20 protein-coding genes are annotated in these 22,673 nt (G+C 70.7%); 8 read left to right on the forward strand and 12 right to left on the reverse strand.

What is annotated here, in order from left to right:
* Positions 1 to 28: 28 nt before the first annotated feature.
* A complete protein-coding gene (locus AC1DPN_RS11155; protein ID WP_477084806.1) occupies positions 29 to 499 on the reverse strand; it encodes a hypothetical protein in 471 nt (156 codons plus the stop codon).
* A gap of 183 nt (positions 500 to 682) precedes the next feature.
* Here AC1DPN_RS11155 and AC1DPN_RS11160 point away from each other — a divergent pair, with 183 nt between their 5' ends.
* The 3 genes from AC1DPN_RS11160 (at position 683) to AC1DPN_RS11170 (ending at position 3,526) form a co-directional block, all read left to right on the forward strand.
* Positions 683 to 1,057: a hypothetical protein gene (locus tag AC1DPN_RS11160; protein WP_477084807.1), complete on the forward strand. Its 375-nt coding sequence runs from the start codon at positions 683 to 685 to the stop codon at positions 1,055 to 1,057.
* A 78-nt stretch (positions 1,058 to 1,135) separates the two neighbouring features.
* A complete protein-coding gene (locus tag AC1DPN_RS11165; RefSeq protein ID WP_477084808.1) occupies positions 1,136 to 2,377 on the forward strand; it encodes a catalase family protein in 1,242 nt (413 codons plus the stop codon).
* A gap of 162 nt (positions 2,378 to 2,539) precedes the next feature.
* Entirely contained in the window at positions 2,540 to 3,526 is a 987-nt protein-coding gene (locus AC1DPN_RS11170) for a LacI family DNA-binding transcriptional regulator (RefSeq protein ID WP_477084809.1), read from the forward strand.
* A 42-nt stretch (positions 3,527 to 3,568) separates the two neighbouring features.
* Here the strand turns inward: AC1DPN_RS11170 and AC1DPN_RS11175 are convergent, their stop codons facing one another.
* The 4 genes from AC1DPN_RS11175 to AC1DPN_RS11190 form a co-directional block, all read right to left on the reverse strand.
* The gene (locus AC1DPN_RS11175) at positions 3,569 to 6,928 is read right to left on the reverse strand and encodes a glycosyl hydrolase (RefSeq protein ID WP_477084810.1); all 3,360 of its coding nucleotides are present in this window, start codon (positions 6,926 to 6,928) and stop codon (positions 3,569 to 3,571) included.
* Positions 6,929 to 7,390: 462 nt separating this feature from the next.
* Complete coding sequence (locus AC1DPN_RS11180) at positions 7,391 to 9,553, reverse strand: glycosyl hydrolase (protein ID WP_477084811.1); 2,163 nt, start codon at positions 9,551 to 9,553, stop codon at positions 7,391 to 7,393.
* Positions 9,550 to 10,281, reverse strand: coding sequence for an efflux RND transporter periplasmic adaptor subunit (locus AC1DPN_RS11185; protein WP_477084812.1), 732 nt, complete (start codon positions 10,279 to 10,281; stop codon positions 9,550 to 9,552). Before AC1DPN_RS11185 ends, AC1DPN_RS11180 begins: the two co-directional genes overlap by 4 nt.
* Positions 10,278 to 11,978, reverse strand: coding sequence for a glycosyltransferase family 2 protein (locus AC1DPN_RS11190; protein ID WP_477084813.1), 1,701 nt, complete (start codon positions 11,976 to 11,978; stop codon positions 10,278 to 10,280). The genes AC1DPN_RS11185 and AC1DPN_RS11190 overlap by 4 nt, the downstream gene beginning before the upstream one ends.
* Before the next feature lie 406 nt (positions 11,979 to 12,384).
* Between AC1DPN_RS11190 and AC1DPN_RS11195 the strand changes: the two genes are divergently transcribed.
* Complete coding sequence (locus AC1DPN_RS11195) at positions 12,385 to 12,603, forward strand: hypothetical protein (RefSeq protein ID WP_477084814.1); 219 nt, start codon at positions 12,385 to 12,387, stop codon at positions 12,601 to 12,603.
* Positions 12,604 to 12,692: 89 nt separating this feature from the next.
* Here AC1DPN_RS11195 and AC1DPN_RS11200 read toward each other — a convergent pair whose 3' ends face one another.
* The 3 genes from AC1DPN_RS11200 to AC1DPN_RS11210 all read right to left on the reverse strand — a co-directional run bounded on the left by AC1DPN_RS11200 (position 12,693) and on the right by AC1DPN_RS11210 (position 14,445).
* Positions 12,693 to 13,184 carry a hypothetical protein gene (locus AC1DPN_RS11200; protein WP_477084815.1) on the reverse strand — a complete coding sequence of 164 codons (492 nt, stop codon included), beginning with the start codon at positions 13,182 to 13,184 and terminating at the stop codon, positions 12,693 to 12,695.
* A 71-nt stretch (positions 13,185 to 13,255) separates the two neighbouring features.
* Positions 13,256 to 14,029 carry a nucleotidyltransferase domain-containing protein gene (locus AC1DPN_RS11205; RefSeq protein ID WP_477084816.1) on the reverse strand — a complete coding sequence of 258 codons (774 nt, stop codon included), beginning with the start codon at positions 14,027 to 14,029 and terminating at the stop codon, positions 13,256 to 13,258.
* Between the two features lie 95 nt (positions 14,030 to 14,124).
* Positions 14,125 to 14,445: a PepSY domain-containing protein gene (locus tag AC1DPN_RS11210; protein WP_477084817.1), complete on the reverse strand. Its 321-nt coding sequence runs from the start codon at positions 14,443 to 14,445 to the stop codon at positions 14,125 to 14,127.
* A gap of 139 nt (positions 14,446 to 14,584) precedes the next feature.
* Between AC1DPN_RS11210 and AC1DPN_RS11215 the strand changes: the two genes are divergently transcribed.
* Entirely contained in the window at positions 14,585 to 15,256 is a 672-nt protein-coding gene (locus AC1DPN_RS11215; protein WP_477084818.1) for a response regulator transcription factor, read from the forward strand.
* On the forward strand, positions 15,253 to 16,602 hold the full coding sequence (locus tag AC1DPN_RS11220) for a sensor histidine kinase (RefSeq protein WP_477084819.1): 1,350 nt from the start codon (positions 15,253 to 15,255) through the stop codon (positions 16,600 to 16,602). Before AC1DPN_RS11215 ends, AC1DPN_RS11220 begins: the two co-directional genes overlap by 4 nt.
* A gap of 11 nt (positions 16,603 to 16,613) precedes the next feature.
* Here AC1DPN_RS11220 and AC1DPN_RS11225 read toward each other — a convergent pair whose 3' ends face one another.
* From AC1DPN_RS11225 to AC1DPN_RS11235, 3 genes are read right to left on the reverse strand one after another with little or no spacing between them, the layout of a single operon-like run.
* Entirely contained in the window at positions 16,614 to 17,405 is a 792-nt protein-coding gene (locus AC1DPN_RS11225) for a hypothetical protein (protein ID WP_477084820.1), read from the reverse strand.
* Positions 17,402 to 18,898, reverse strand: a complete 1,497-nt coding sequence (locus AC1DPN_RS11230; protein ID WP_477084821.1) for a DUF1349 domain-containing protein — start codon at positions 18,896 to 18,898, stop codon at positions 17,402 to 17,404. Before AC1DPN_RS11230 ends, AC1DPN_RS11225 begins: the two co-directional genes overlap by 4 nt.
* A complete protein-coding gene (locus AC1DPN_RS11235; protein ID WP_477084822.1) occupies positions 18,895 to 19,818 on the reverse strand; it encodes an ABC transporter ATP-binding protein in 924 nt (307 codons plus the stop codon). The genes AC1DPN_RS11230 and AC1DPN_RS11235 overlap by 4 nt, the downstream gene beginning before the upstream one ends.
* Before the next feature lie 119 nt (positions 19,819 to 19,937).
* On the opposite strand from AC1DPN_RS11235, the gene AC1DPN_RS11240 reads away from it, so the two are divergent.
* A complete protein-coding gene (locus tag AC1DPN_RS11240) occupies positions 19,938 to 21,119 on the forward strand; it encodes a sensor histidine kinase (RefSeq protein WP_477084823.1) in 1,182 nt (393 codons plus the stop codon).
* Complete coding sequence (locus tag AC1DPN_RS11245) at positions 21,116 to 21,781, forward strand: response regulator (protein WP_477084824.1); 666 nt, start codon at positions 21,116 to 21,118, stop codon at positions 21,779 to 21,781. Before AC1DPN_RS11240 ends, AC1DPN_RS11245 begins: the two co-directional genes overlap by 4 nt.
* Positions 21,782 to 21,818: 37 nt before the next feature.
* Here AC1DPN_RS11245 and AC1DPN_RS11250 read toward each other — a convergent pair whose 3' ends face one another.
* Entirely contained in the window at positions 21,819 to 22,655 is an 837-nt protein-coding gene (locus AC1DPN_RS11250; RefSeq protein ID WP_477084825.1) for an ABC transporter permease, read from the reverse strand.
* Between the last annotated feature and the right edge of the window lie 18 nt (positions 22,656 to 22,673).

Below are 22,673 nucleotides of genomic sequence, written 5' to 3' on the forward strand. Positions count from 1 at the left end.
CTGCGACCTCGCGAGCCAGTTCGGAGTGCTACTTGGATCCCCGCTGCCGGAGCGTGAACCAGCCGACGCGCCACCGCCACAGGAAGACGACACCGAGGTAGAGGCCCGGGCCGACGAGACGGATCTCGTCGCGGACCATCCGAGCGACGAGCGAGGTGCGCGAGTAGTCGATGAGGACGATCGGGTCGCGGTCGACCCAGCTGTCCGCGGTCGACAACGTCGCCTTGATCAACGGCAGGCGGAACGGGCTCACGAGGTTCTTCAGGGTGGCCTGCTCTGCGTCGACGACCTTCCCCTGCCAGAACAACAGCCGAGCGACCTTCGAGATGGGCTTCACCACTCGAGTCCCGGGGAAGGCGAGAACGGTCCCCCGCAGCTTTCCCTTGGGGATCGGGCCCGGAGGGCTTGCGCGGAACAGCTCGTCGAGGAGCAGGTTGCCGAGCCGCATGAGGGTGGCTTCGGTGGTCGTCCGCTCACGTGTCGCAGTCCTGCCCCACATGGTCAGGCCTCCCCCCTGCCCGCAGGCCGGTGGATCGAGCTCGGCCTGATCGCCTTCCAGACTGGCCCCGCCGCCCAGGCTTGTAAAGGTGTGAACCGGGCGATACCGGACGGGCGCGATCGGGCGTTGACAGCGACCAGCACCGGTGCCAACGTGGCTCGGGACTCGATCAGGGGAGACGCAATGGCGACATCGACCGTGGCACGCCGTTCGGGTCAGATCTTGGCCGTCGTCCGCATCGTCAACGGCACGCTCGGCCTCCTGGCTCCCCAGGTGCTCCTGCGGCGGCTGTCCACGGACGAGCAAGCGGCCCGAGCGGGGATGTACCCGTTCCGCATGTTCGGCATCAGGACGATCCTTCTGGGCATCGAGCTGCTCACGGCGGACGACGCCTCGCGACGCAGGCTGACCCGCCTGGCGATCCTCATCCATGCGTCGGACACCGTGTCCGCCCTCGTGTCGGGCATTCGGGGAGACCTGCCGCGTCGGGCTGCCGTGACCACGGTGCTCATCTCCTCGGCCAACACCACGCTCGCTGTCCTCGCCGCCCGCGACTGAGAGTGGCAGCCTTCGAGAGGCGCTGATGCGATCCGACGGCCACGAGACGCGCTGGGCACGGCTTCGAGGCCGCCGCCCGTGAGCCCGACCGACACGAGCTCCAACGCGAGCCACCCGCAGCCGCGCGCCGCCACCGGCGTCGCCTGGCGCGACGTCGTCGCCGACACCACCATCGCGCTGCTCCGTCTGGAACGCCGATTCGACCCCTTCGTCCGGCCGGCCTTCGACGCGCTGCTCAAGGACCCCCTCGAACGACTCACCACCGCACTCATCAACCTCAAGCGGCACGACGAGCACCTGGTGATCGCCGAAGAGCGGTTGCTGGCCGACGAGGAGAGCTTCACCGACTCGATCGTGCGCAGCTTTACGGAACAGATGACCGGCCTGTGGAAGCCCGGAGGCGTCGAGCGCGGAGGCAACACCAAGACGCAGGGCATCTGCCGGGGCGAGTTCACGGTGCACGACCACCTGCCCGCGCACATGCGCCGCGGAATCTACGCGAAGCCGCAGACCTTCAAGGCGTGGGTGCGCTTCTCGGGGCCCGGTCCGTACATCACGCCCGACATCGACGACGTCGGCTTCATGAGCATCAGCATCAAGCTCATGGGCGTCGAGGGTCCGAAGCTGCTCGACGACGAGCTGCACACGCTCGACATGTTTGGCGTCTCGACCCCCACCTTCGTCACGCCTGACGTCAAGGCCAATGCCGCGCTGCAGCTCTGGAGCGTGCAGAACGCACAGCTGTTCTACTTCCTGAACCTGCGCGCCCCGCACGTGTCCGACATGATCATGCAGGCGCTCTACACCAAGACCCAGAGCAGCCCGTTCGAGGCGCCCTACTTCAGCTGCGTGCCCTACCTGATGGGCGAGGGCCAGGCGATGTCGTACTCCGTCTGGCCGACGTCGAGCAAGAAGACCCGCGTCCCGCGCGTGCCGTTCCGCCCGCCGGACGACTACCTGCGCAACGCGATGGTCGCGTCGCTGGCGGAGGGCGACGTGGAGCTGGAGGTGCGCGTGCAGATGCAGACCGACCCGCACCTGATGCCGATCGAGAATGCCGGCGTGCTGTGGCCCGAGAAGCTGTCGCCGCGCGTGCCGGTCGCCACGCTTCGCCTGCCGAAGCAGACCTTCGACTCGCCCGCGCAGATGGAGTTCGCGAAGCAGCTGTCGTACAACCCGTGGCACACGATCGCCGAGCACCGTCCGCTGGGCAACCAGAGCCGCGCGAGGAAGCGGATGTACTGGGAGCTGTCGCAGCTGCGGCACCGGATGAACGCGGTGCCCCACTACGAGCCGAACGGCGACGAGCGCTTCACGTAGGACGCGCACGCTCGGCAGCGTCTGCACTCGGTTGACGCTCCGGCGCGCTGTCGCCGCCGTGGGCGTCGGAGCCGCCGCGCGCTGAGCAGGGACTTCACCCCGAGCGGGTACGGACGCGCGACTAGGGTGACCAGGGTCCGCAGCGTCGCCGAGGGAGGAACCGTGCCGCGCCTGACCAGTGCTGACGTGGCCCGGGAGAGCGGCGTCTCACGGACGACGGTGAGCTACGTGCTCAACGGCAAGGACGGTGTCGCGATCCCGGAGGCGACCCGGCAGCGGGTACGCGACGCGGCCGCGCGGCTCGGTTACACGCCATCGGCGGCGGCGCGTGCGCTGCGTTCCGGCCGGAGCGACCTGGTGCTGTGCATCCTGCCCAACTGGACGATCGGTCCGGTGATCGACACCCTTCTCGACCATCTGAGCACCGAGCTGGGTGACCGTGGGCTCTCCGTCCTCGTGCACTACGACCGCGGTCCGCGTCCGCTGTCGGAGCTGTGGCGCGCGGTCACCCCCTGCGCGGTCCTCGGGCTCGCGCCGTTCGCGGCGGACGACGAGCGGGCGATGCGTCGCGCGGGCATCAAGATCGTCGGCAGCGTCCTCGACGAGGAGCACGCGCCCGGCACGTTCTCGGTGCCGCAGACCGAGATCGGGCGGCTGCAGGTGCAGCACCTCGTGGAGCGCGGCCATCGGGTCATCGCGTATGCGGCACCCAGCGACGCGCGCCTCACCGCGTTCGCCGACCGGCGGGTCGCGGGCGTCGTGCACGCCTGCGAGCAGCTCGGCCTGCCCGCCCCGATGGTCGACGCGGTCGCGCTCGACCCCGCGTCGGCCGCGACGGCCGTCCGGCGCTGGCGCAGCGCCGACGAGCCGGTCACCGCGGTGGCGGCGTACAACGACGAGGTCGCGCTCGCCGTCCTGTCCGGGCTCCGGGCACAGGGCCTGCGGGTCCCGCAGGACGTCGCTGTCATCGGCGTCGACGACATTCCCGCGGCGCGGCTCGCCGCACCCGCGCTGACCACCGTGTGGCAGGCCGTCGACGCGCAGGCCCGCTACCTCGCGGCTGCCGTCCTGGCGTCGCTCGACGAGTCGCTCGAGCCGCCCACCCACCCCGGCGACGTCCTGCACGTCATCGCTCGGGACTCGACCTGAGCGCCGCCGACCCGGTCACGAGACCGGGCCGGCGGGACTCCCCTAGCTGAACGTGAACCAGTTGACGTTGACGTAGTCGGCCGGCTGGCCCGAGTCGAACGTCAGGTACACCGTGTGCGTGCCCGTCGTCGGCACGATGTTCCCCGGGACCGTCCGCCACGCTTGCCAGCCACCCGTGCTCGCGATCGCGAAGCTGCCGATCGACGGACCCGTCAGGCTGTCCAGGCGCACGTTGACCAGTCCGCTGACGCCTCCCGCAGCGCCCGACGCGACCCGGGCGCTGAAGGTGTTGCGCGGCGTCGAGCCGAAGCTGACGTTGTCGAACCGGACGTGGTCGCCGTTCGCGATCCAGCCGATGTCCAGGCCGCCGTCGACGTCCTGGGTCGGCTCCGTCGCGACGCCCGACATCGCGCTGTAGGCCTCGGCCTGGATGCGTGACGTCGCATCGGTCCCGGTCGAGGTGCCGGACGACGTCGTGACGTTGACCGCCGCGCTGGAGCCCGACCGGTTCCCCGCCGCGTCGTAGGCCCGCACGGTGAACGTGTACGCGGTGGACGGGGCCAGACCCGTCGCGGTGTACGTCCGGTAGGCGGTCGAGCCGACGACGGTCCCGCCTCGCAGGATCTCGTACCCCGTGACGCCGACGGCATCGGTCGAGGCCGACCACGCCAAGGTCGCCGCCGAGGACGTGGTTCCCGACGCGGTCAGACCGGTGGGCACCGTCGGCGCTGTGGTGTCCGCCGCGCCGACGGAGGTCGTCACCGAGACCGGGCCGCTGGACGCCGAACGGTTGCCCGCCGCGTCCAGCGCACGGACCGTGAAGGCGTACGTGGTGGACGGAGACAAGCCCGTGGCCGTGTAGGTCCGTCCCGCCGTCGTGCCGACGACCGCACCGTTGCGGAGCACCTCGTACCCCGTGACGCCGACGTTGTCGGTCGACGCAGACCATGCGAGGTTCGACGTCGACGACGTCGTCCCGGAGGCGGTCAGCCCGGCAGGCACAGACGGCGCGACCGTGTCGGCCGGTGGAGTGCCACCGCTCGAGCTGGCCACGGAACGGGCAGGCACGGCCAGCGTGACGCCGTTCGAGAAGGACACCGTGATCGGCGACCCGCTCATGTTGGCCGCCTGGTACGTCCGGGCCCCGTTTTTCACGAAGACGGCGTGCAGGGGCGTGTTCGCCGTGACGCTCCGGTCGACCACCCCGAGGCCCGAGAGGTTCGTGAGCCAGTAGAACGTGTGCGCCCTCGACTCGCCCTCCTCCTGGGTGTACGAGCCGGCCTGGGACCGGAACTGCGCGAGCGCCGTCGGTGCGTCGGCCAGCGCCTGGAACTCCCAGTGGATGTCCTGCCAGACCGTCGGCGGACCACCGTTGTTGCGCTGGAGCTCGGCGAGGTTGCGCGTCACGTACGCCGGGTCGTAGCCGAGGTACAGGTGCCCGGCGGTGCTGGGCAGCAGGTTGATCCCCTGGATCATCTCGGGCTCAGCACTGAACCACGTGGAGTACGAGCCTCCGTCTCCCCAGACCATGCCGACCGCGGAGTGCCCGAACGCCGCCGGGAACGCCTCGTCGTCGGTGTCGAACCAGTAGTTCTCGATGGCCGACGCCTGGGTCGTGTACAGGTAGATGCCCAGGTCACGGACGGTCTTGTTACCCGTGACCTGTCCCCACTGGATGAGACCGCTGGCGAAGTTCATGCCCTCGGAGGACGACTCCTGGTTGTTCCCGGCAGCGAAGGCGCCGTGCCCGGCCGCCCAGTCGTGGCCGGCGAAGATGTCGAAGTCCCGCAGGAACGGGAACCGGGTGTCGGCGCGGTCCCAGTTCGCCGCGTCCTTGATGACGGTGTTGACCATGCCGCCGTACGCCGAGTCGGCCGCCCAGGCGGGGTCGAACTCCGCGACGGTCGCTGCGCCCACGACGAAGTAGCCGTAGTGGAAGTGGTGGTCGTTGAGGTCGGTGTCGGACCCGTACGAGGCCGGGTAGCCGATCAGGGTCCCCCAGGCCGGGTTGTACCAGAACGACCTCGTCGTCTCGCCCGGCGACGCGGTCATCCAGTCGGTCAGCCGTGTCTTCATCGACCCGAGCAGACGGTCGCGCGCCGAGGTGTTCCCCGTGAGGTTGGCCAGCTGGGCGACCTGCGAGATCCGGCCGAACGCCTTGCCGGTCCAGTACGTGTCGTTGCCGAACCCGGCGAACGGGTCGCCCGTCGCGACCTGCTCGACATACCCGTCGAGCTGGGCGGCGTCCGCGGAGCCCGGGGCGAAGCCGGTGTTGGCCAGCTGCGGGAGGACGCCGTGGAACGGCGTGACGGTGCGGAACTGCGAGCTGCCGACGACCACGCGCATCGGACCACGAGGAGAGACGTAGGCGTAGCTGCTGAGCGTCGCGCCCGCCAGGTGGTCGCGCTGGTGGGGGTAGAGCGCGTAGACGGTCCCCGAGGTGCTGCCCTGGCGGGCCGTCGTGGTGAAGGAGTAGGTCGCCGTCATGTTCGCCGAGGCCTCGTCGTAGGACCAGGAGACCTTGGTGCCCGTGACATGGTTGTGGGCGTAGGGCGCGTAGGCGTTGAGCGCCGCGAGCCGGTCGGCGTTGCTGCTGCTCGGCGAGGTCGGCAGCACCGCGACCGAGAAGAACGTCCCGTTGTTCAGCGACGACGCGATGGTGCTGCCCGAGACCGTCCACGTGGAGCCCGTCGGCGCGAACGCCGCGTAGTCGTGGCCGTTGATCGTGTAGCCGATCGTCGCGTTGGTGTTGCTCCAGACCGAAGGAGCGGCCGCGCCCGTCAGGGTCGCGTTGCCCCCGGTCTTCGTCGCGTAGACGAAGGGCAGGCCGTGGCCGAAGGTCGTCCGCAGGCTGCTGCTGCCGTTGGTCCACAGCTCGCTCACGGTCCAGTCTGAGTAGCCGTCGACCTTGCCGTCGGCGTCCAGGCCGGCGATCCCGAGGCGGAAGTCCTCGGTGTAGGGGTAGTGGTACTCCCCCACCCCGGTCGCCGTGCCGGAGATCGCGGCGGTCGTCGGGTAGCTCACCCCGAGTCCGTCGGTGAACGCGTGATAGGCGAGCGGGTGCGCCATCAGGTTCTCCGAGACGGACGAACAGCTGAACTTGCGCCAGAGCAACGACGTCCACCAGTCGTTCGTCGGGATCGCGCCGGACGGGAAGTTCGCCGTGACGTGCGCGCGCGGGTTGGTGATCGGGTTGTCGACGCACTCCGTCGGCACGCCTCCGCCGCTGGGCGTTCCCTCCGCGTAGCTACCGGTGCCGACGGCGACGGCCTGCGCACGGGCGACCGGCAGGAGGACCGCCTGGACGAGGTACGCCACCATCGCGACGATCACGACGATCGCCGTCTTCGCCCTGCCGTCGAGAGCAGGCCGGGTTGTCGCGGGTCGTGGGTGAGCTGACATTCTGAACACTCCGTTCCTGCTGTGCGTGCCAGGTCGAGCAGGTCGACCGAGGGCAGCGCGATGGCACGGCCGTCGACGACGGCCGTGAGGTGCGAGCGGGCGGGCGAGGCCGCGAGCAGGAACGCTCGGCCCCGTCGGCCTGGGCTGATCGGTGGTGACAAGACTTCGGTGGGGCGCCAGGCGGGACTGGCGCGGCAGTGCCGATGCACGGCATCCGTGCTGCGGCCGACGGCCGTCAGGGCCGCCGTCGACATGCGATGGCCGTGGACGTAACTCCTCCACGCTGAGGGCGTCCAGGCTCAGTGACTCGTGTCACCGGGTAGGACTCAGGATCGTTCCGGAGCCTACGAAAGTCAAGGGGGCCAGCACTGGGCGCACAGGACTGTGCGACAGGTGTCCGGAACTGACGCGACCAGCACGACGCCCGCCCCTGGCGAACGGGAGCGGGCGTCGTGGTGTGCGTCAGCCGGCGTCGACCGGGTGCGCCTGTGCCGAGGCGATGAACGCGAGCATCGCGGCGCGCGAGGTCCCGTCGTCGATCGACGTGTCGGGCAGCTTCGTCGCCTCTGTCCAGGCGGCCGCCGCGTCGTCCGCACCGGCCAGAGCCCGGTACGCCAGGAGGTAGCCACCGAACTGCACGCCGTAGCCGTCCGGTGCGGCCTCGTCGACCGAGGCCCGGATCTGCTCGGGGTCGACGCCCGCGGCCAGGTACGTCTGCACCGGGCCCATCGGGATCAGCTGGATGCCGAGGATCGCGCTCGGCTCGGGGCTGAACCAGGTGGCGTAGTCACGCTTGCCGCCCCAGTTGAGGGACACCATCGTGTGGTCGAAGCCCTCGAACTGGTCGAGGTCCGGTGCCGTCCAGTACGTCCGGGCGGTCGAGGCCTCGGTCGACGCCAGCCAGGTGGCCTCCGTCGCAAGGTCGGTCTGGTCGGACGCGTTCGCCCACAGACCGAGCCCGTTCCACGCGTTCACGGCCTCGGACGACGACTCCTGGTTGTTCCCGTCTGCGAACGGCGACGTGCCCGACGCCCAGGAGTGGCCCGCGTACGGGTCGAACGACCGCAGCTGCGGCAGCTCGGGCGACGGCTTCGCCGCAGCGATGTCCTGGGCGAGGAGGTTCATGACCGGTGCCAGCTTCTTGGCCAGCGCGGGGTCCTCCTGTGCCATCAACCCGGCAGCGGCCAGCAGGTAGCCGTAGTGGAAGTGATGGTCGTTGAGCTCGTCCGACCCGAAGGAGGGCGTGAGACCGATCGCCGACCGGGCGGACTCGTCGTAGACGACGCAGCGGGCGTCACGCTTCGTGCAGCCGTCCGGTTCTGCCCACTCCTCGAGAGCCGCGACAGTCGTCTTGCGCAGCTCGGCGACGTCGTCCTGGGCACCGAGCTGGTCGCCGAGCACGACGAGAGACGCCGCACGGTTGAGCGCCTTGCCACCGAAGTAGGTGTCGGAGGGGAAGGCGGGGGTCTGGGCCACGTCCTGTCGGAGGGCCTCGACGATGGAGGACTTCTGCTCGTCGCTGATGCCGTCGAGGTCGAACGTCGCCGCGGCCGGCAGCGCCGGCGCGAAGGACGTCAGCTGCGAGCCGGCACACAGCTCGAGCTCGCCGTACACGCTCGGGTACGAGCCGAGCCCGCAGTCCGCCCGTGTCGGCTGCTCCCCCGTCCGGTGGTGCGGCATGGTCACGTACGCCGTGGGCGACCCGCCGGCAGTGCGGTAGGTCAGGGTCGTCCGCGCGATCGACGAGTCGACGCCGTAGGTGACGTCCACGCCGGTCACCGGGTCGGCCGCGGCCGTTGCCAGGGCCTCGGCCGCCTCCGGCTTCGCGTCGGGCGGCACGGCGTACCAGGTCGCGGTGCTTCCGCTGACGAGGGTCGTCGAGCCGCCGTCCGGCTCACCACCGACCAGACCCCAGGTGGAGGCGCCCGCATCGGCGATCTGTGCACCGTTCTCACCGGGCTCGAAGGAGTCACCGGTGACCGACGACGTCACGGTCACGTCCTGCTCGGCCGTGAAGCTCACGAACGGCGAGCCCTCCGCGAGGACCACGTGCCCGAGCACCGCACCCGAGGCGTCGAGGAGCTCGATGGTGACGCTCACCGGGTCGGCGGCACTGATCTGGGCAGAGGCGGCGCCCGCGTCGACGGTCACGGCCGGGACGTGCGGCGCCATGATCGTCTGCGCCGACGTGGTCGGCGCAGGGAGCCCGAGGGTGAACCCGGAGTCGGTGAGGCCGAACGAGAGCGGCTCGGCGAAGACCGGCTGCGCCTGGTCGCCGAAGACGAGCCCGCTGTACCAGCGGTTGGTCGGCGGAACGACGCCGTCCTTCAGGCGCACCGGCGCGATCTTGGCCACCGCCTCGGTCGGGACCGCGGCCACGAGGGCCGCGGGATCGACGGAGGCCAGCTCGGCGTCGGGAGGTCCGCTGACCGTTCCCTCGGGCGCGGACCCGGATCCGGAGCCGTCTGTCGCCGCTGGGTCCTCGCCAGACCACGGCTGCACGACCGCCAGGACCGCGACCACGGCGACGACGATCGCGACCGCGCCGCCGATGAGCACCCGGCGCCGATTCCTCGGCACTGGGGGCTGGACGTCTGTCGTGTGCTCTGTCACGTCGGCTGTCATCCGAGGATCCCTTCGACGTAGCTCTTGACGGCGTCGGCGGCGCGGGTCACCACCCCGTCGTTGCGCAGCTGCAGGTTCGCCGTCACCGGCGTGCCGGCCGAGACGAGGCCGTTCTGAGCGCCGTCCTGGAGGTCCGACCCGGTCAAGGTCATGACCGCCTGGGCCTCGCCACCCACGGTCTCGACCTGCACCTTCGAGACCTGAGCCTCGATGGTGCGGTGGTTGGGCAGCTCGACCGAGGCCGTGGCTCCGTCAGCGACCCGCGCGTACTCGTTGGCCGTCAGCGTGTACTCCGCCTGGACGTACAGCGTGTTCTCCCGCTGCACCGTCGCCAGCTCGGAGGCGGCCTGGACGAAGGTGCCGCGGTCCACGTTGAGCGCGGTCACGGTGCCGTTCCCGGTCGCGAGGACCACGAGGCGGCCCTGAGGGTCGATCTGCGTGGCCGTGGTCGCGGACTTGGCGAAGCCGTTGACGATGTCGTACTGGAGGCTCGCGGAGTCGATGACGAACAACGGCTCACCCTCGGTGACCTCGTCGCCGACCTCGACCATCTGGTCGACGACCAGGCCGGCGTAGGGCGTTCCCACGTCGTACGTCTTGCCCAGGATCTGTGCGGAGTCGCTCGCGGCGATCCCCTTGCTCTCGTTGAGCTTGTAGGTGGCGAGTGCGGCGACGACGAGCACGACGAGCGTGCCCGCGAGCAGTCGGAATCGGCTTCTCCAGGTCATACGACACCTCCGGTGGGTGTGGTCTCGACGAGGGCGGGAGCACTGGCACGCACGGCGCGCTCAGCCTTCGCTGCGCGACGTCCGACGTGGCCCTCACGCCAGGCGGTCAGGACGAAACCGCCGAGGATCACGGTGTTGGTCGCGTTCCACGCGAGCGCGAGGCTCGGGTAGCCGTTGCCCAGGTCCTTCCAGGCGCCGACAACCGTGGTGATGAGCAGGAACTCGAAGACAAGAACCTGCGGCATCATGAACGCGAACGGCGAGCGGTAGGCCCCCTTCTGGCCCGTCACGTGCCACTTCTGGTCCCTGCGGAAGATCGCGTTGACCAAGGCTCTCGTGTAGATCGGGAACGACACGGCGGCGAGCAGCAGGACCTGCCAACGGAACGAGCCCAGCGTGTAGAACGCCAGGACGATCTGCAGGACGTAGAAGCCCGAGTAGTACAGGACCCACGTGAGCGGCGTGATCGTCAGGTTCATCGGGGTGAGGTTGAAGTAGATCTGCAGCGGCGGCACCAGGATGAGCAGGAGGGGCGCAATCCCGGTCAGGTAGTGCGTCGCGGTCACCTGGTACTGCAGCCTCTGGTCCATCGTGAGGTTGCGCTTCCGCGAGAACGGGTTGTGGGTGAGCATGATCTCGAAACCGCCGGTCGCCCAGCGCAGCTGCTGCTTGGTGTACGTCTCGACGGTCTCCGGGGTGTCACCCACAGCCAGCTCGGTCGGGATGTAGACCGAGCGCCAGCCCTTCTCGTGGATCATCAGGGACGTCCACACGTCCTCCGACTTCGAGTCGGAGTACATCCCGCCGATCGAGTCGACGGCCGACCGACGGAAGACCACGTTCGTCCCCACCGAGAACGCGGCGTTGAAGCGGTTCCGGCCCGGTTGGATGAACTTGTAGAACACCGACTGCATGTACCCGGCGCCCTTGGAGATGACGGTGTCCAGGTTCCCGTACACCTGCGGCGTCTGCACGAACGCGACGTCCTGGCTCGCGAAGAACGGCACGGTCTCGCGCAGGAACTCGGGCTTCGGGACGAAGTCGGCGTCGAGGATGACGAAGAGGTCGCCCTTGGCCAGCGTCAGGGCGTGGTTGATGTTCCCGGCCTTGGCACCGTTCGGTGACAGCCGACGCACGTAACGGGCGCCCACCTCCTGGGCAAGGTCTCGGACCTCGTCGGACCGGCCGTCGTCCAGGATCCACGTGGAGTGCCTGCCGTGCATGGCGATCGCGGCGGTGACGGTCCGCCGGATCGTGGCGATGTCCTCGCCGTAGGTCGTGATGAGGACGTCGACCGTGATGGGCCACTCGTCGAGGTACATGAGCCAGGCCTCGGGCGTCTGCTCGGTGCCCTCGCGCACGATCTCGGTGATGTCGTAGAGCCGGTCCTGCGCGAGGTGGAACGCGAACCCGCGCGGTTCGTGGCCGCTGGACAGGACCGTCCACATGGCCAGCAAGGCGTGGACCACGAGGACCGTCTCGGCGACGATCACCAGCGTGTAGGGCAACCAGTCGCCGCGGTTCGCCGGGTTCAGGAGGAACGCGGCGTAGACGATGATGCCGGCGCTGGCGAGCAGGACCAGCAGCATCAGCGACGGGCTCTGGGCAGACTCGCTCTCTGCTGTCCTGCTCGGCTTGGTTCGGACTTGCTCGGTCTGGCGAGGTTCGATCACCAGTCGGTCGAACGTGGTGGTCACGGCTCGCTCCTTCGCTGTCATCCGTTCGGAGGGCAGTGTGGGCGCTGGGCTCGACCCACGTGCGACGGCGACGTTGACGACGGGAGAAACGCACGAGGGCGGCGGCCGCAGGACGCCCGAGAGATCGGGCCCCGCACGGCGTCACCGCCCTCGTGGAGTTCTTCCAGGCTACGGACCGTCTTTCGCGCCTGTCGACCGCAGGACGTTGTGGACCGAGTCACAAAGTGGAGGAAACGCCCGGCCGGCCAGCCGTGTCTGCTCGCGAGCTCGCAGGTCACACCGCAGAACAGCGTGATGCGCCGGGCGGCTAGCCTCGTGCGGATCCGTGCAGCTGCTGGGTGAAGGTCGCGCGGGCAACGTCAACGGAGTCCCTGCCGCGGTCCACAGCTTGGTTAGCGTGAGGTCTATGGCCTACCTCCTGAGATGGACCGAGAACGCGGACGGATCCTTCAGCGCGACCACGCACAACGGCAAGACGTACCGCGTCGAGAGCATCGACGACGCGTGGTGGGCGCTCACGCCGTACGACGACACCCGCGGCGGCCCGCACGAGTCGTCGATCACGGCCCGCTACACGTGCGACTCGTTCGCCCTCGACCTCGAGGGGCCTGAGAACGTCCTCTAGGTGCGGGCCGAGTCGGCTCGGTGATGGGAGTCGGCAGCCCGGTCCGCAGCCTCGTCTCCCCTGACGACGGCGGCGGACCGGACCAGCCCCTACGCCTCGGTGCCGGTCACACCGATGTACACCGCAGCGTTGCCGCGCGGGTTGAGGAGCACGACCGGGGCGATGCACCGCTCCGGCAGCGCCACGGTGGCGTAGATCGTGGCGTCGCCCGTCGACGAGAACGGCACGACGGCCGTCGTGGCGACCACAGCCCCGTTGCACGCGACGCTGGCCGCGACCGTCGTGACCGGGTTCGCGCCGGTCGACGTCAGGACGAGGCCGTCGACCCGGACCGAGAGCCTGCCGTCTTCTCGCAGCCGCGCCTCGCCACGGTCGATCACCCAGTCCGCGCCGCCGGGCGCCACGTTCTGGGCCAGCACCGGATCGGTCGTCAGGCTGCCGGCGATCTCCGCTCTCAGGATGGTCCTGCCCCCACCCCCACTGTGCTCGCCACCGCTGGCGAAGGCCGCGGGAGCCCCGATGAACCCCGCGGTCACCAGGACCGCCGCTGCCACTGCTACGCGCCTCAGGATCGTCTTCATCGTCAACCCTCTCTCTCGGCGAGCCCACGACGGGCCCACACGAGTTGAGACGAGATGGAGGGGCGCCCGGTTCACCCAGCGGATGTGGCGGGTGGCCGTGGGACGGGTCTGGCGAGCTCCGTGAACGGGTCGACGAGCCTCGCGAAGCGCTCCGGGTCGTGCAGGGCGACCTCGTCGAGGAACTGCCGGCTGAGCAGCACGCGGCTGCGCTCCAGGTCGTCGACGCTGATCTGCGGCGCCCGGCTCGCCTCGAGCGCGGCACGGTCGTCGAGCGGGAGCCGGTCCACGTCGCGGCCCTGCCACGGGTTCAGACCCGCGCGGATGCACTGGAGGGTGATGAGTCGGCTCCTGAGCTCGTCGAGCATCATGCTCGCCTGCCAGAGCCGTCCCCGCGCCAGTGCCGAACGCGCGTGGATCGCGTACAACCATCCCCAGCCGATGGCGTCCCCGGGGGCGACCGGCGTGGGCTTCTCCGGCTCGTCGGGGGTTCCGAACAGGAGCCGGAACGCGGGCTCGGTCGCGCGGAACTGGTCGTGCGGCCAGAAGGAGACGTCGATCTGGAGGGACGAACGAAGGAAGAACACCCGGTAGCGAACGCCGCGGGAGTAGACGTCGAGGGTGTCGGCCAGACCGTGGCGCTCGTCGATCCTGCGCGTCCAGTCCCCCACGACGGCGGCCTCGTCGGCCGAAGCGTCGAGCTGGAGCACGAGGTCGATGTCCGACCACTCGTCCTGCGCGTCGCGCGCGGCCGAGCCGACCAGGGCTGCTCCGGCGATCCGCTCGTCCGCCACTGCCAGGGCAACGAGCTGGGCGTGGATCTCCGACCGGTCCGACACCGAGAACATGTGCCGAACCTCCGCGGGGATTCGTGGTCGAGCGAGCGGTCGGAAGGGCGAGAGAGCCCCGCCGTCCCGTCCAGTATGACGACGACGCCGTCGGCCTAGTCCTGCGCGCCACCACTCTCTTCGTGATCTGCCGTCGTGGACACGACCGCGAACGACTCGTCCAGCTGCACGTCGACCTGCCGGCCGTCGGCGAGCGTGACCTCGACCTCGTAGTAGCTCTCCTCGTCGCCGACCTCGGTGCCCGTCACCGAGCCCCCGCCGGTGCTCTGGAGCGCGACCTCGCCGGCGCGCGTGAGGTCGTCACCGGTGATCGGACTGGCGGGGTCGTCGTCGGCAGAGGTGGCCAGAGCGGCACCTCCGGTGACGACAGCCGCGGCTGCTGCCGCGACGACGATCGACAGCGTGGTCTTCTTCATGACGCACCTCCGTGGGGCGAGAATCGAGGAACTCGGTGAGGTCGATCGTGCCCAGGCGCTCCTGAACGCAGGCTGACGGTTCAGCGGGTTGTCAGGATCGCGGTCGAGCATCAGGGTAGGCACCTCGAGAGGGAGACCCGTGAAGCTGCTGCTCGTCGACGACGACGTCAAGCTCACCGGCACTCTCGAACGCGGCCTGCGTGCGGAAGGGTTCCAGGTCGAGCGAGCCGCGGACGGCCTCGACGGGGCTTGGCGCGCGGCCGAGAACCGGTACGACCTGATCGTGCTGGACGTCATGCTGCCGGGTCGCAGCGGCTACCAGATCTGTGCGGACCTCCGCACCGCGGGCGATCTCACGCCGATCCTGATGCTCACGGCGAAGGACGACCCGCGCGACGAGGCCAAGGGGCTCGACCTCGGGGCGGACGACTACCTCGCCAAGCCGTTCTCGTTCGCCGTGCTCGTCTCGAGGATCCACGCACTCCTGCGCCGTGCTGGGTCCGGCGACCCGGCGCCCACGACGGTGGGCGACCTCGAGCTGGAGCTGCGGTCCAGGCGGGTGCGCCGTGCGGGTGAGGAGATCGCGCTGACGGCCCGCGAGTTCGACCTGCTCGCGTTCCTCGTGCGGCGGTCCGGTCAGGTCCTGTCCAAGCACGAGATCCTGGCCGGCGTGTGGGAGGACGACTTCGACGGCGACCCGAACGTCGTCGAGGTCTACGTCGGCCGGCTGCGGCGGAAGGTGGACGGACCGTCCGGTCACAGCATGATCGAGACCGTCAGGGGTGCCGGCTACCGCGTCCCGCAGACATGAACGGCCGACCCGTCCGTGTCCGCCACCGGATCGCGACGCTGCGGTTCCGGGTCACGGCGCTCGCCACCCTGGCCGTGCTCGTGGTGCTCTCGGCCGCGAGCATCGCGCTCGTCGTCGCCCAGCGCTCGATCCTGACGGACAACCTCGACGACTCGGTCGTCCAGAAGGCTGACATCCTGGCCGCCTCGCTACGCGCGGGTAGGGCAGTCGCCGCGGACGCGTTGCGAGCCGACGACGTCTACGTCCAGGTCACCGGGCCCGACGGCACGGTCGTCGCCAGGTCGCCGTCGGACGGCTCGAGCCCGGTGCTTCCGTCCGCCCCCGACGCGACGGTCACGACGGTCACGCTCCCCGAAGGGAGCTCTGGCCGGATGGCGACGATCGTCGCGGACGGCACGACGGTGCAGGTCGCGGGGAGCCTGGACGACGTCGAGGAGAGCACCGCCGCCCTGGCCGAATCGCTGGCCGTCGCGGTGCCGATCAGCGTGGCGATCCTCGCAGGAGTCGTGTGGTGGTCGGTCGGTCGCACGCTGCGACCTGTGGACGACATCCGAGCCGAGGTCGAGCGCATCTCGGAGCGGCAGCTGGAGCGCAGGGTTCCCGAGCCGCCCACCCACGACGAGGTGGCCCGCCTCGCGCGCACGATGAACGCCATGCTGGACCGGCTCTCCGTCGCCTCCGAGCGGCAGCGACGATTCGTCGGCGACGCGTCCCACGAGCTGCGCGGGCCGCTCGCCCGCATCCGTTCCGAGCTCGAGGTGAACGACGCCCACCCCTCGACCGCCGACCTCGCCGCCACGCAGCGCAGCGTGCTCGAGGAGACCCTCGTCCTGCAGCAGCTCGTCGACGACCTCCTGATGCTCGCGCGCGGCGACGCCGGCGCCCTCGAGATCGCTGACCCCGTTCCCGTCAGCCTCGACGAGCTCGTCGAGACGTGCCGCTCCGAAGCAGCGACCGGCAGTGCCGCGGTCCACGTAGACACCGACGTCGTCCCGGTCCGGGTGCTCGGGGATCCCCGACAGCTGCGACGGCTCCTGGCGAACCTGGTCGAGAACGCGCTGCAGCATGCCGAGCACACGGTGAGCGTCACCCTGAGGCGGACGCCCGGCGACTCGGCCGAGCTGGCGGTGGCAGACGACGGCCCAGGCATCCCCGTGGAGCATGCCGAGGACGTCTTCCTCCGCTTCACCCGGCTCGACACCGCTCGCCCCACGACAGAAGGCGTGGGCCTCGGACTGGCGATCGCTCGCGACATCGCGGAGCGGCACGGAGGCTCGCTCATCCTCGACACGGAGCACAGCCCCGGCGCCCGCTTCGTCGTCACCCTGCCGATCGACGACGAGTAGCCGCCCGTCTCTCAGGCGTCGCGACGGCTGAGCGCGGCCGTACCTGCGGCCACGGCCACGAGTGTGTACGCCCCGAGCATCGCGATACCCGGCCAAGCCCCGACCGAGAGCGCGGAAAGATCGCGCGTCGACTGGATCGCCAGACCCGCATCCATGGGCGAGAACCGACGCAGCCGCTCCTGCCAGTCGGGGTCGGAGACGAACGTCGAGACCAACGGCATCAGGAAGAGCAGCGACAGCACGAGGACGACGGACCCCGCGGTGTCTCGGACGAGCAGGGCGACGCCGCAGCTCAGCAGGGCGACGAGCACGAGGTACACCACCGTGCCGAGTGCGGCGCGCAACGTGAGGTCGTCCTGCAGGGAGACGAGCGGATACCCCGCCGCAGACGTGAACCCTCGATGTGGCAGCACGAGGCGCGCGGTCCACAGGGCGCCGGCGGTACCGGCCAGGCCCGAAACGAGCGCCAGCCCCGCGACGACGCCGAGCTTCGCGGTCCCGACGAGCACGCGCCGCGGCACGGCCGTCAGGGATGGCGTGACGGTGCGGGTGGTGTACTCGCCGGACACGAGCAGGACTCCCAGGACGACCACGCCGATCTGCGCCAACCGCACCCCCGCGAGGCTGAGCTTCACCGTGTCCGGCCGGCACTCCCCCACGCAGTCGTCGATCCGGAGCGTCCCGATGATCGCCAGGCTCAGCGCGGTCATCGCGACCACGACGAAGGCGACGAGCCACGCGGTGCTAGGCAGGGATCGCGCCTTGGTCCACTCGGCCAGCAGCGATCGCCCGAGAGCGCTCATGCGTCACGCCGGCGCAGCCGCCACCACGCCAGGGCCAGCCCGCCGACGGCATAGACGAGGACCACCGTGATCCCTGCGGCCGGCCCGATGAGCGCCCACGGCTCGGCGAGCGACTCGGTGACCGGCTTGGACCGCAGCACGGCCATCCCACCGGCGAGCGTCGTCGAGAGGAGCCAACGGGGCGAGGTGCCCGGCAGGACCATCCCGGCGATCAGCGGGAGCATCACCAGCGCGATCGTCAGCGTGATCGCGGCCGCGCTGCGCCGTAGCAGCATGCCGACCGCGAGGGCGAACAGCGTCACCCCCGTCATGAAGACGGCCGTCAGACCGAGCGTGCGGACGACAGTCCAGTCGGTGAGCGACGGGTCCGGGAAGGCAGGCGGCGCCATCCCGTTGCCCTGCAGGATCGGGACCGCCACCAGGAACGAGCCCACCACCGAGACGAGGCTCACGACGAAGGCCGCTCCGCCGAGCACGACGGCCTTCGCGGCCAGCACCCGACCGCGTCGGGGCTCGGCGATGAAGGTCGTGCGGATCATGGACCTGCGGTACTCAGACGTGCCGAACAAGCCACCGACGGCGATCAGAGCCATGAGGCCGGCGATGACGCCGATCAGAGCGGCCTCGACGACGTCGTCGTCCGGGGCCTGCGGCCCGACCTTGCCACTGCCCGTCACCTGGAAGGTCCCGTCGTTCTCCTCCAGGACCGGTGGCGGCGTGATGCGCCCGTTGCCCTCGTCCGGCCCCTCCAGGGGCATCGTGACCTGCGTCCCCTGCCAGGTCCCATCGGTCGGCGGGTCCAGGGTGACGTCGTCGAAGGTCGCGAAGGCCGTGGCCCCCTGGGCTCCGAGCGACGAGCTGCCCATGCCGCGCTGGACGTAGAGCTGCGGCGCGGCCGAGACCATGAGCCCGACCTCCGCGGTGTCCGGCAGCTCAGGCGTCATGGTGGCGACCTTCTGCCAGGTCTCGCCGTCGGCGGACTCGTACCCGGTGACCGAGGAGCCTGTGCGGACCAGCCGCAACCACCGCGGACCCGTGCTGGAGCTGCCTGCGACGTCCTCCGCGAAGTCCGACTGCATGCGGACGCCGCTGTGGAGGGTGAGCACGAGCGAGACGTAGGACGAGCCGCTCTCGGTGCCGTCCTTCATGGCGACGCCGGCGGTCTTGTCGGTCCAGGCGGTCGGCTCGACCGGCGTGCCAGGTCCGCCGCCCGGCCCGCTCGGCGGGCGCTCGCCCGTCGGCTCCGCGAGATCGCTGACCAGGGCCGTGATCGTCGTGTCGCCGGTGACCGGCTGGTGCACGAAGCCGAACTCGTCGGAGACCGGGTCGTCGTCCGGTCCGACGACGAAGTTCCGGTGCACGTTCGCGTCGGTGCCGCTGCCGGCCGCGCCGAGGGCGCTCAGCCCGACGGTGAGCACGATCGCAGCGACGAACGTCATCACCCAGCGGGGAACCGTGCGGAGCTTGGTCCACTCACCGCGCAGCGCGTTCATCGGGCCTCTCCGTCCGTGTGGAACTCGACAGACCCGCGGGTCAGCTCCATGTACGCCTCCTCGAGGGAGGCACGATGACGTCGGAGCTCGTCGAACGGGACGCCCGCGCCCGAGAGCACCGACGCGATCGTGTCGCCGGGGAGCCCGGCGACGACGACGGAGTCCGCCTCCTGCACCGTGACCGTGGCTCCCGCGTTGGCCAGGACGGTGACGGCCCTGGCGCGATCCGCCGTGACGACCTCGACCTGGTCCTTGGACGCCGCCGCGAGCAGAGCGGACATGCTGGTCTCGGCGACGAGCCGCCCCCTGCCGATGACCACGAGCTGGTCGGCGGTGTCCTGGAGCTCGCTCATGAGGTGGCTCGAGACGAGCACCACCCGGCCCTGACCGGCGAGCTCGCGCATGAGCCTGCGGATCCAGATGATCCCGTCCGGGTCGAGGCCGTTCGTCGGCTCGTCGAACATGAGCACCGGCGGGTCGCCGAGCAACGCGCCCGCGATGCCCAGCCGCTGCCGCATCCCGAGCGAGTAGCCGCCCACCCGCTTGCGGGCGACGGATCCGAGACCCACCTGGTCGAGGACCTCGTCGACGCGTCGCGCCGGGATGCCGTGGCTCTGGGCGAGCCACAGCAGGTGGTCGCGGGCGCGACGGCTGGGGTGGACGGCATCCGCGTCGATCAGGGCGCCGACCTGGGTCAGAGGCTTGTCGAGGGATGCGTACCTCGTGCCGTTCACGAGCGCCTCGCCGGCATCCGGGGCGTCCAGGCCCAGGATGACCCGCATGGTCGTGGACTTGCCCGCTCCGTTCGGGCCGACGAAGCCCGTGACCTCGCCCGGCCGCACGGTGAAGGTGAGCCCGTCGACCGCCACGGTGTCTCGATAGGACTTGCGGACGGCGCGGACGTCGATGGAGGGCTGCATGACGGCGACGCTAGGCGGCTGCCCCGTGCCCGGTCGTCACCGTCGCGCGGGATCTTCGACGGGCACCGCGCCACGGGGTCCCTCGGTCGAGGGATGACAGCCCCGTCACAATGGTCCGTATGAGGACGCGGCTGTATCGCGCTGCCCGGCCGGCGGCAGCCGCCGTGGTGCTCAGCGCGCTCGCCGTCGTGCAGGCCGCGGCCGGGAGCCAGGTGAACAGCACCTCGCAGGTCCGGCCCGGCGAGTCTCTCGTCGTCACCGAGCACCCCCAGGACGTCGTCGTCTCGGTGATGCTGGCGCTCGCGATGTCCGCGCCCCTCGCACTCGTGGGCCTGTGGCCCGTCGTCGCCGCGTCGTTGTCCGGCGTGGCGACCCTCCTGTGCCTCATGTCCACGACCACGCCGACGGTCGGTGGTCTCGTTGCGGTCGCCGTTCTGTACTTCGTCGTCGGCAGGTCGCGGCCGTGGTGGACGGTCGGTCTCCTGGTCGCGCCGTTCCTGCTGTGGGCAGCCGCTCCCGTGACGGACCTGCCCGGCGGACGCACTGTCGCCGGCGGCGTCGCCCTGCTGCTCGCTGTGGCGGGCAGCCTCGGCGCCGTCCTGCGCGCACGGGAGACCACGACCCGGAGGACGGCGCTGGTCGTCGCGGCGCAGGAGTCGAACCTCGAGTACGTGGCTCGCGGCGAACGGGCACGCATCGCACGCGAGCTGCACGACGTCGTCGCCCACCACGTCTCCCTGATCGCGCTCCAGGCCGATGCCGCGCGTCTGACCACACCCGGCCTGCCGTCCGACGCGGCGCAGAAGCTCGTGGCCATCGGGGACACCGCCCGGACCGCGCTCGCCGAGATGCGGCGACTGCTAGGCGTCCTGCGCGAGGACACCCCGGACGACTCCCACCCGGTCCGTGAGCCGCAGCCCGGTCTGCAGCAGCTGCAGGCCCTGCTCGACGAGGTCCGTGAGATCGGCCCGGGCGGAGCGCGACTGATCGTCACCGGGCACGTCGAGCCGCTCGACCCGAGCACCGAGCTCACGGCGTACCGCATCGCGCAGGAGGCCCTCACCAACGCGCGCCGTCATGCGACGGGCGCGGCCGTCGACGTCGAGCTCGAGTACGGAACGGACGCGCTGGTGGTCCGGGTGCGCGACAACGGACCGGGACCGAGCCACCTCGGCGGCGGGCACGGCCTGGCGGGGATGCAGGAGCGTGCGGCCATGGCGGGTGGCGCCGTGGAGGCCGGAGCCGGGCCGTTCGGGGGGTTCGTCGTGCAGGCCGTCCTGCCGTCGAGGGCCGCACCGTGAGCACCATCCGCGTGGCGGTCGTCGACGACCAGGACGTCGTACGGGCCGCATTCGGGGCGCTCCTGGCCACCCAACCGGACTTCGAGGTCGTCGGCGCCGCCGCCGACGGCGTGCAGGCCGTACGTCTCTGCGCGGAGCAGCGACCCGACGTCGTCCTGATGGACGTCCGCATGCCCGTGATGGACGGCATCGAGGCGACCCGCAGGATCGTCGCGAGCCCGAACCCGCCGCGCGTCCTCGTCCTCACCACCTTCGACCTCGACGAGCACGTGTACGACGCCCTCGAGGCCGGGGCCAGCGGCTTCCTGCTCAAGGACGTCACGGCCGAACGCCTCTTCGACGCCGTCCGCGTCGTCGCCACCGGCGACGCCCTGCTCGCGCCGCACATCACCCGCAGGCTCGTCGCGGAGTTCGCCAGGCTTCGGTCGCGGCCCGTGCCGGCACCCGCTGCCCTCGCGTCGCTGACACCACGCGAGCACGAGGTCCTCCTCCTCGTCGCGGAAGGGCTGTCGAACTCCGAGATCGCCGCGCGGCTCGTCGTCGGTGAGGAGACCGTCAAGACCCACGTCAGCCGGGTGCTGACCAAGCTCGGCCTCCGCGACCGCACCCAGGCCGTCGTCCTGGCCTACGAGTCCGGCCTCGTCGTCCCCCACTCCTCCTGACGAGGAGGACGCGGATCGCGTCCTGCGGGCGTGAGGCCTACCGCTTGTCAGGAGCAGGTCGCGAGGCGCCGACCGGCCCGGCGAGCAGCCGTGCCGTGACGACGGCGGCGACCGACTCGGCGGCGAGCAGCCCGACCAGCACGAGCAGCTGGACCTGGGCCGCCTCTGCGGGCGACGCACCGCCCAGCAGCAGCCCGACGAAGGCCCCCGGAAGGACCACGATGCCGGCGCTGCGGGTCTGGTCGAGGGCCGGGACGAGCGAACGCGCGACGGCACGCCGTGCCTGTGCAGCGACGGCTTGGCGGGTCGTGGCACCGAGCGCCAGCCACCCCTCGACGACGTCCCACTCGCTCGCGACGTCGTCCCGGAGCCGGCCGCCCGTGAGGCTGGCCGCCGTCATCGCGCCGCCGATGATCTGAGCGGTGAACGGGACGACCGTCTCGGCCCGCGTCGGCAGCGCGCCGCTGGCCAGGACCGGAACGACTGCCGCCGTCGCGCCGGCGAAGATCGCCAGGAGGAGCGCAGGGAACGAGCCCCGACCCAGTCCGACCCGGCGCACGGACGTCCAGGTGGCCGCACCGAGCATCAGCGCCAGGTACAGCGCGGTCGCCTCCGGATGGCGGAACACCCAGCCGATCAGCAGGGCGACCACGGTCAGCTGGACCGCAGCTCGAGCGACCGCGACGAGCGCGTCGCGGCGCACGTGGACGCGCGCCAGGCTCAGGGTCAGCAGCGTGATCGCCACGAGCGCGACGAGGGCGAGCGCCAGCTGCCCGACAGGCGCGCCGGTCACCGTGCCGGGCTCGGTGCTCGCTGCATGCCTGAACCGTACGGCGCGCGGGCCCGCGACTGGCAGCCGATCGACAGTGCGCACCTAGGTTCCTCCCAGAGT

It is taken from the genome of Cellulomonas sp. P4_H4 (genome assembly GCF_056400865.1).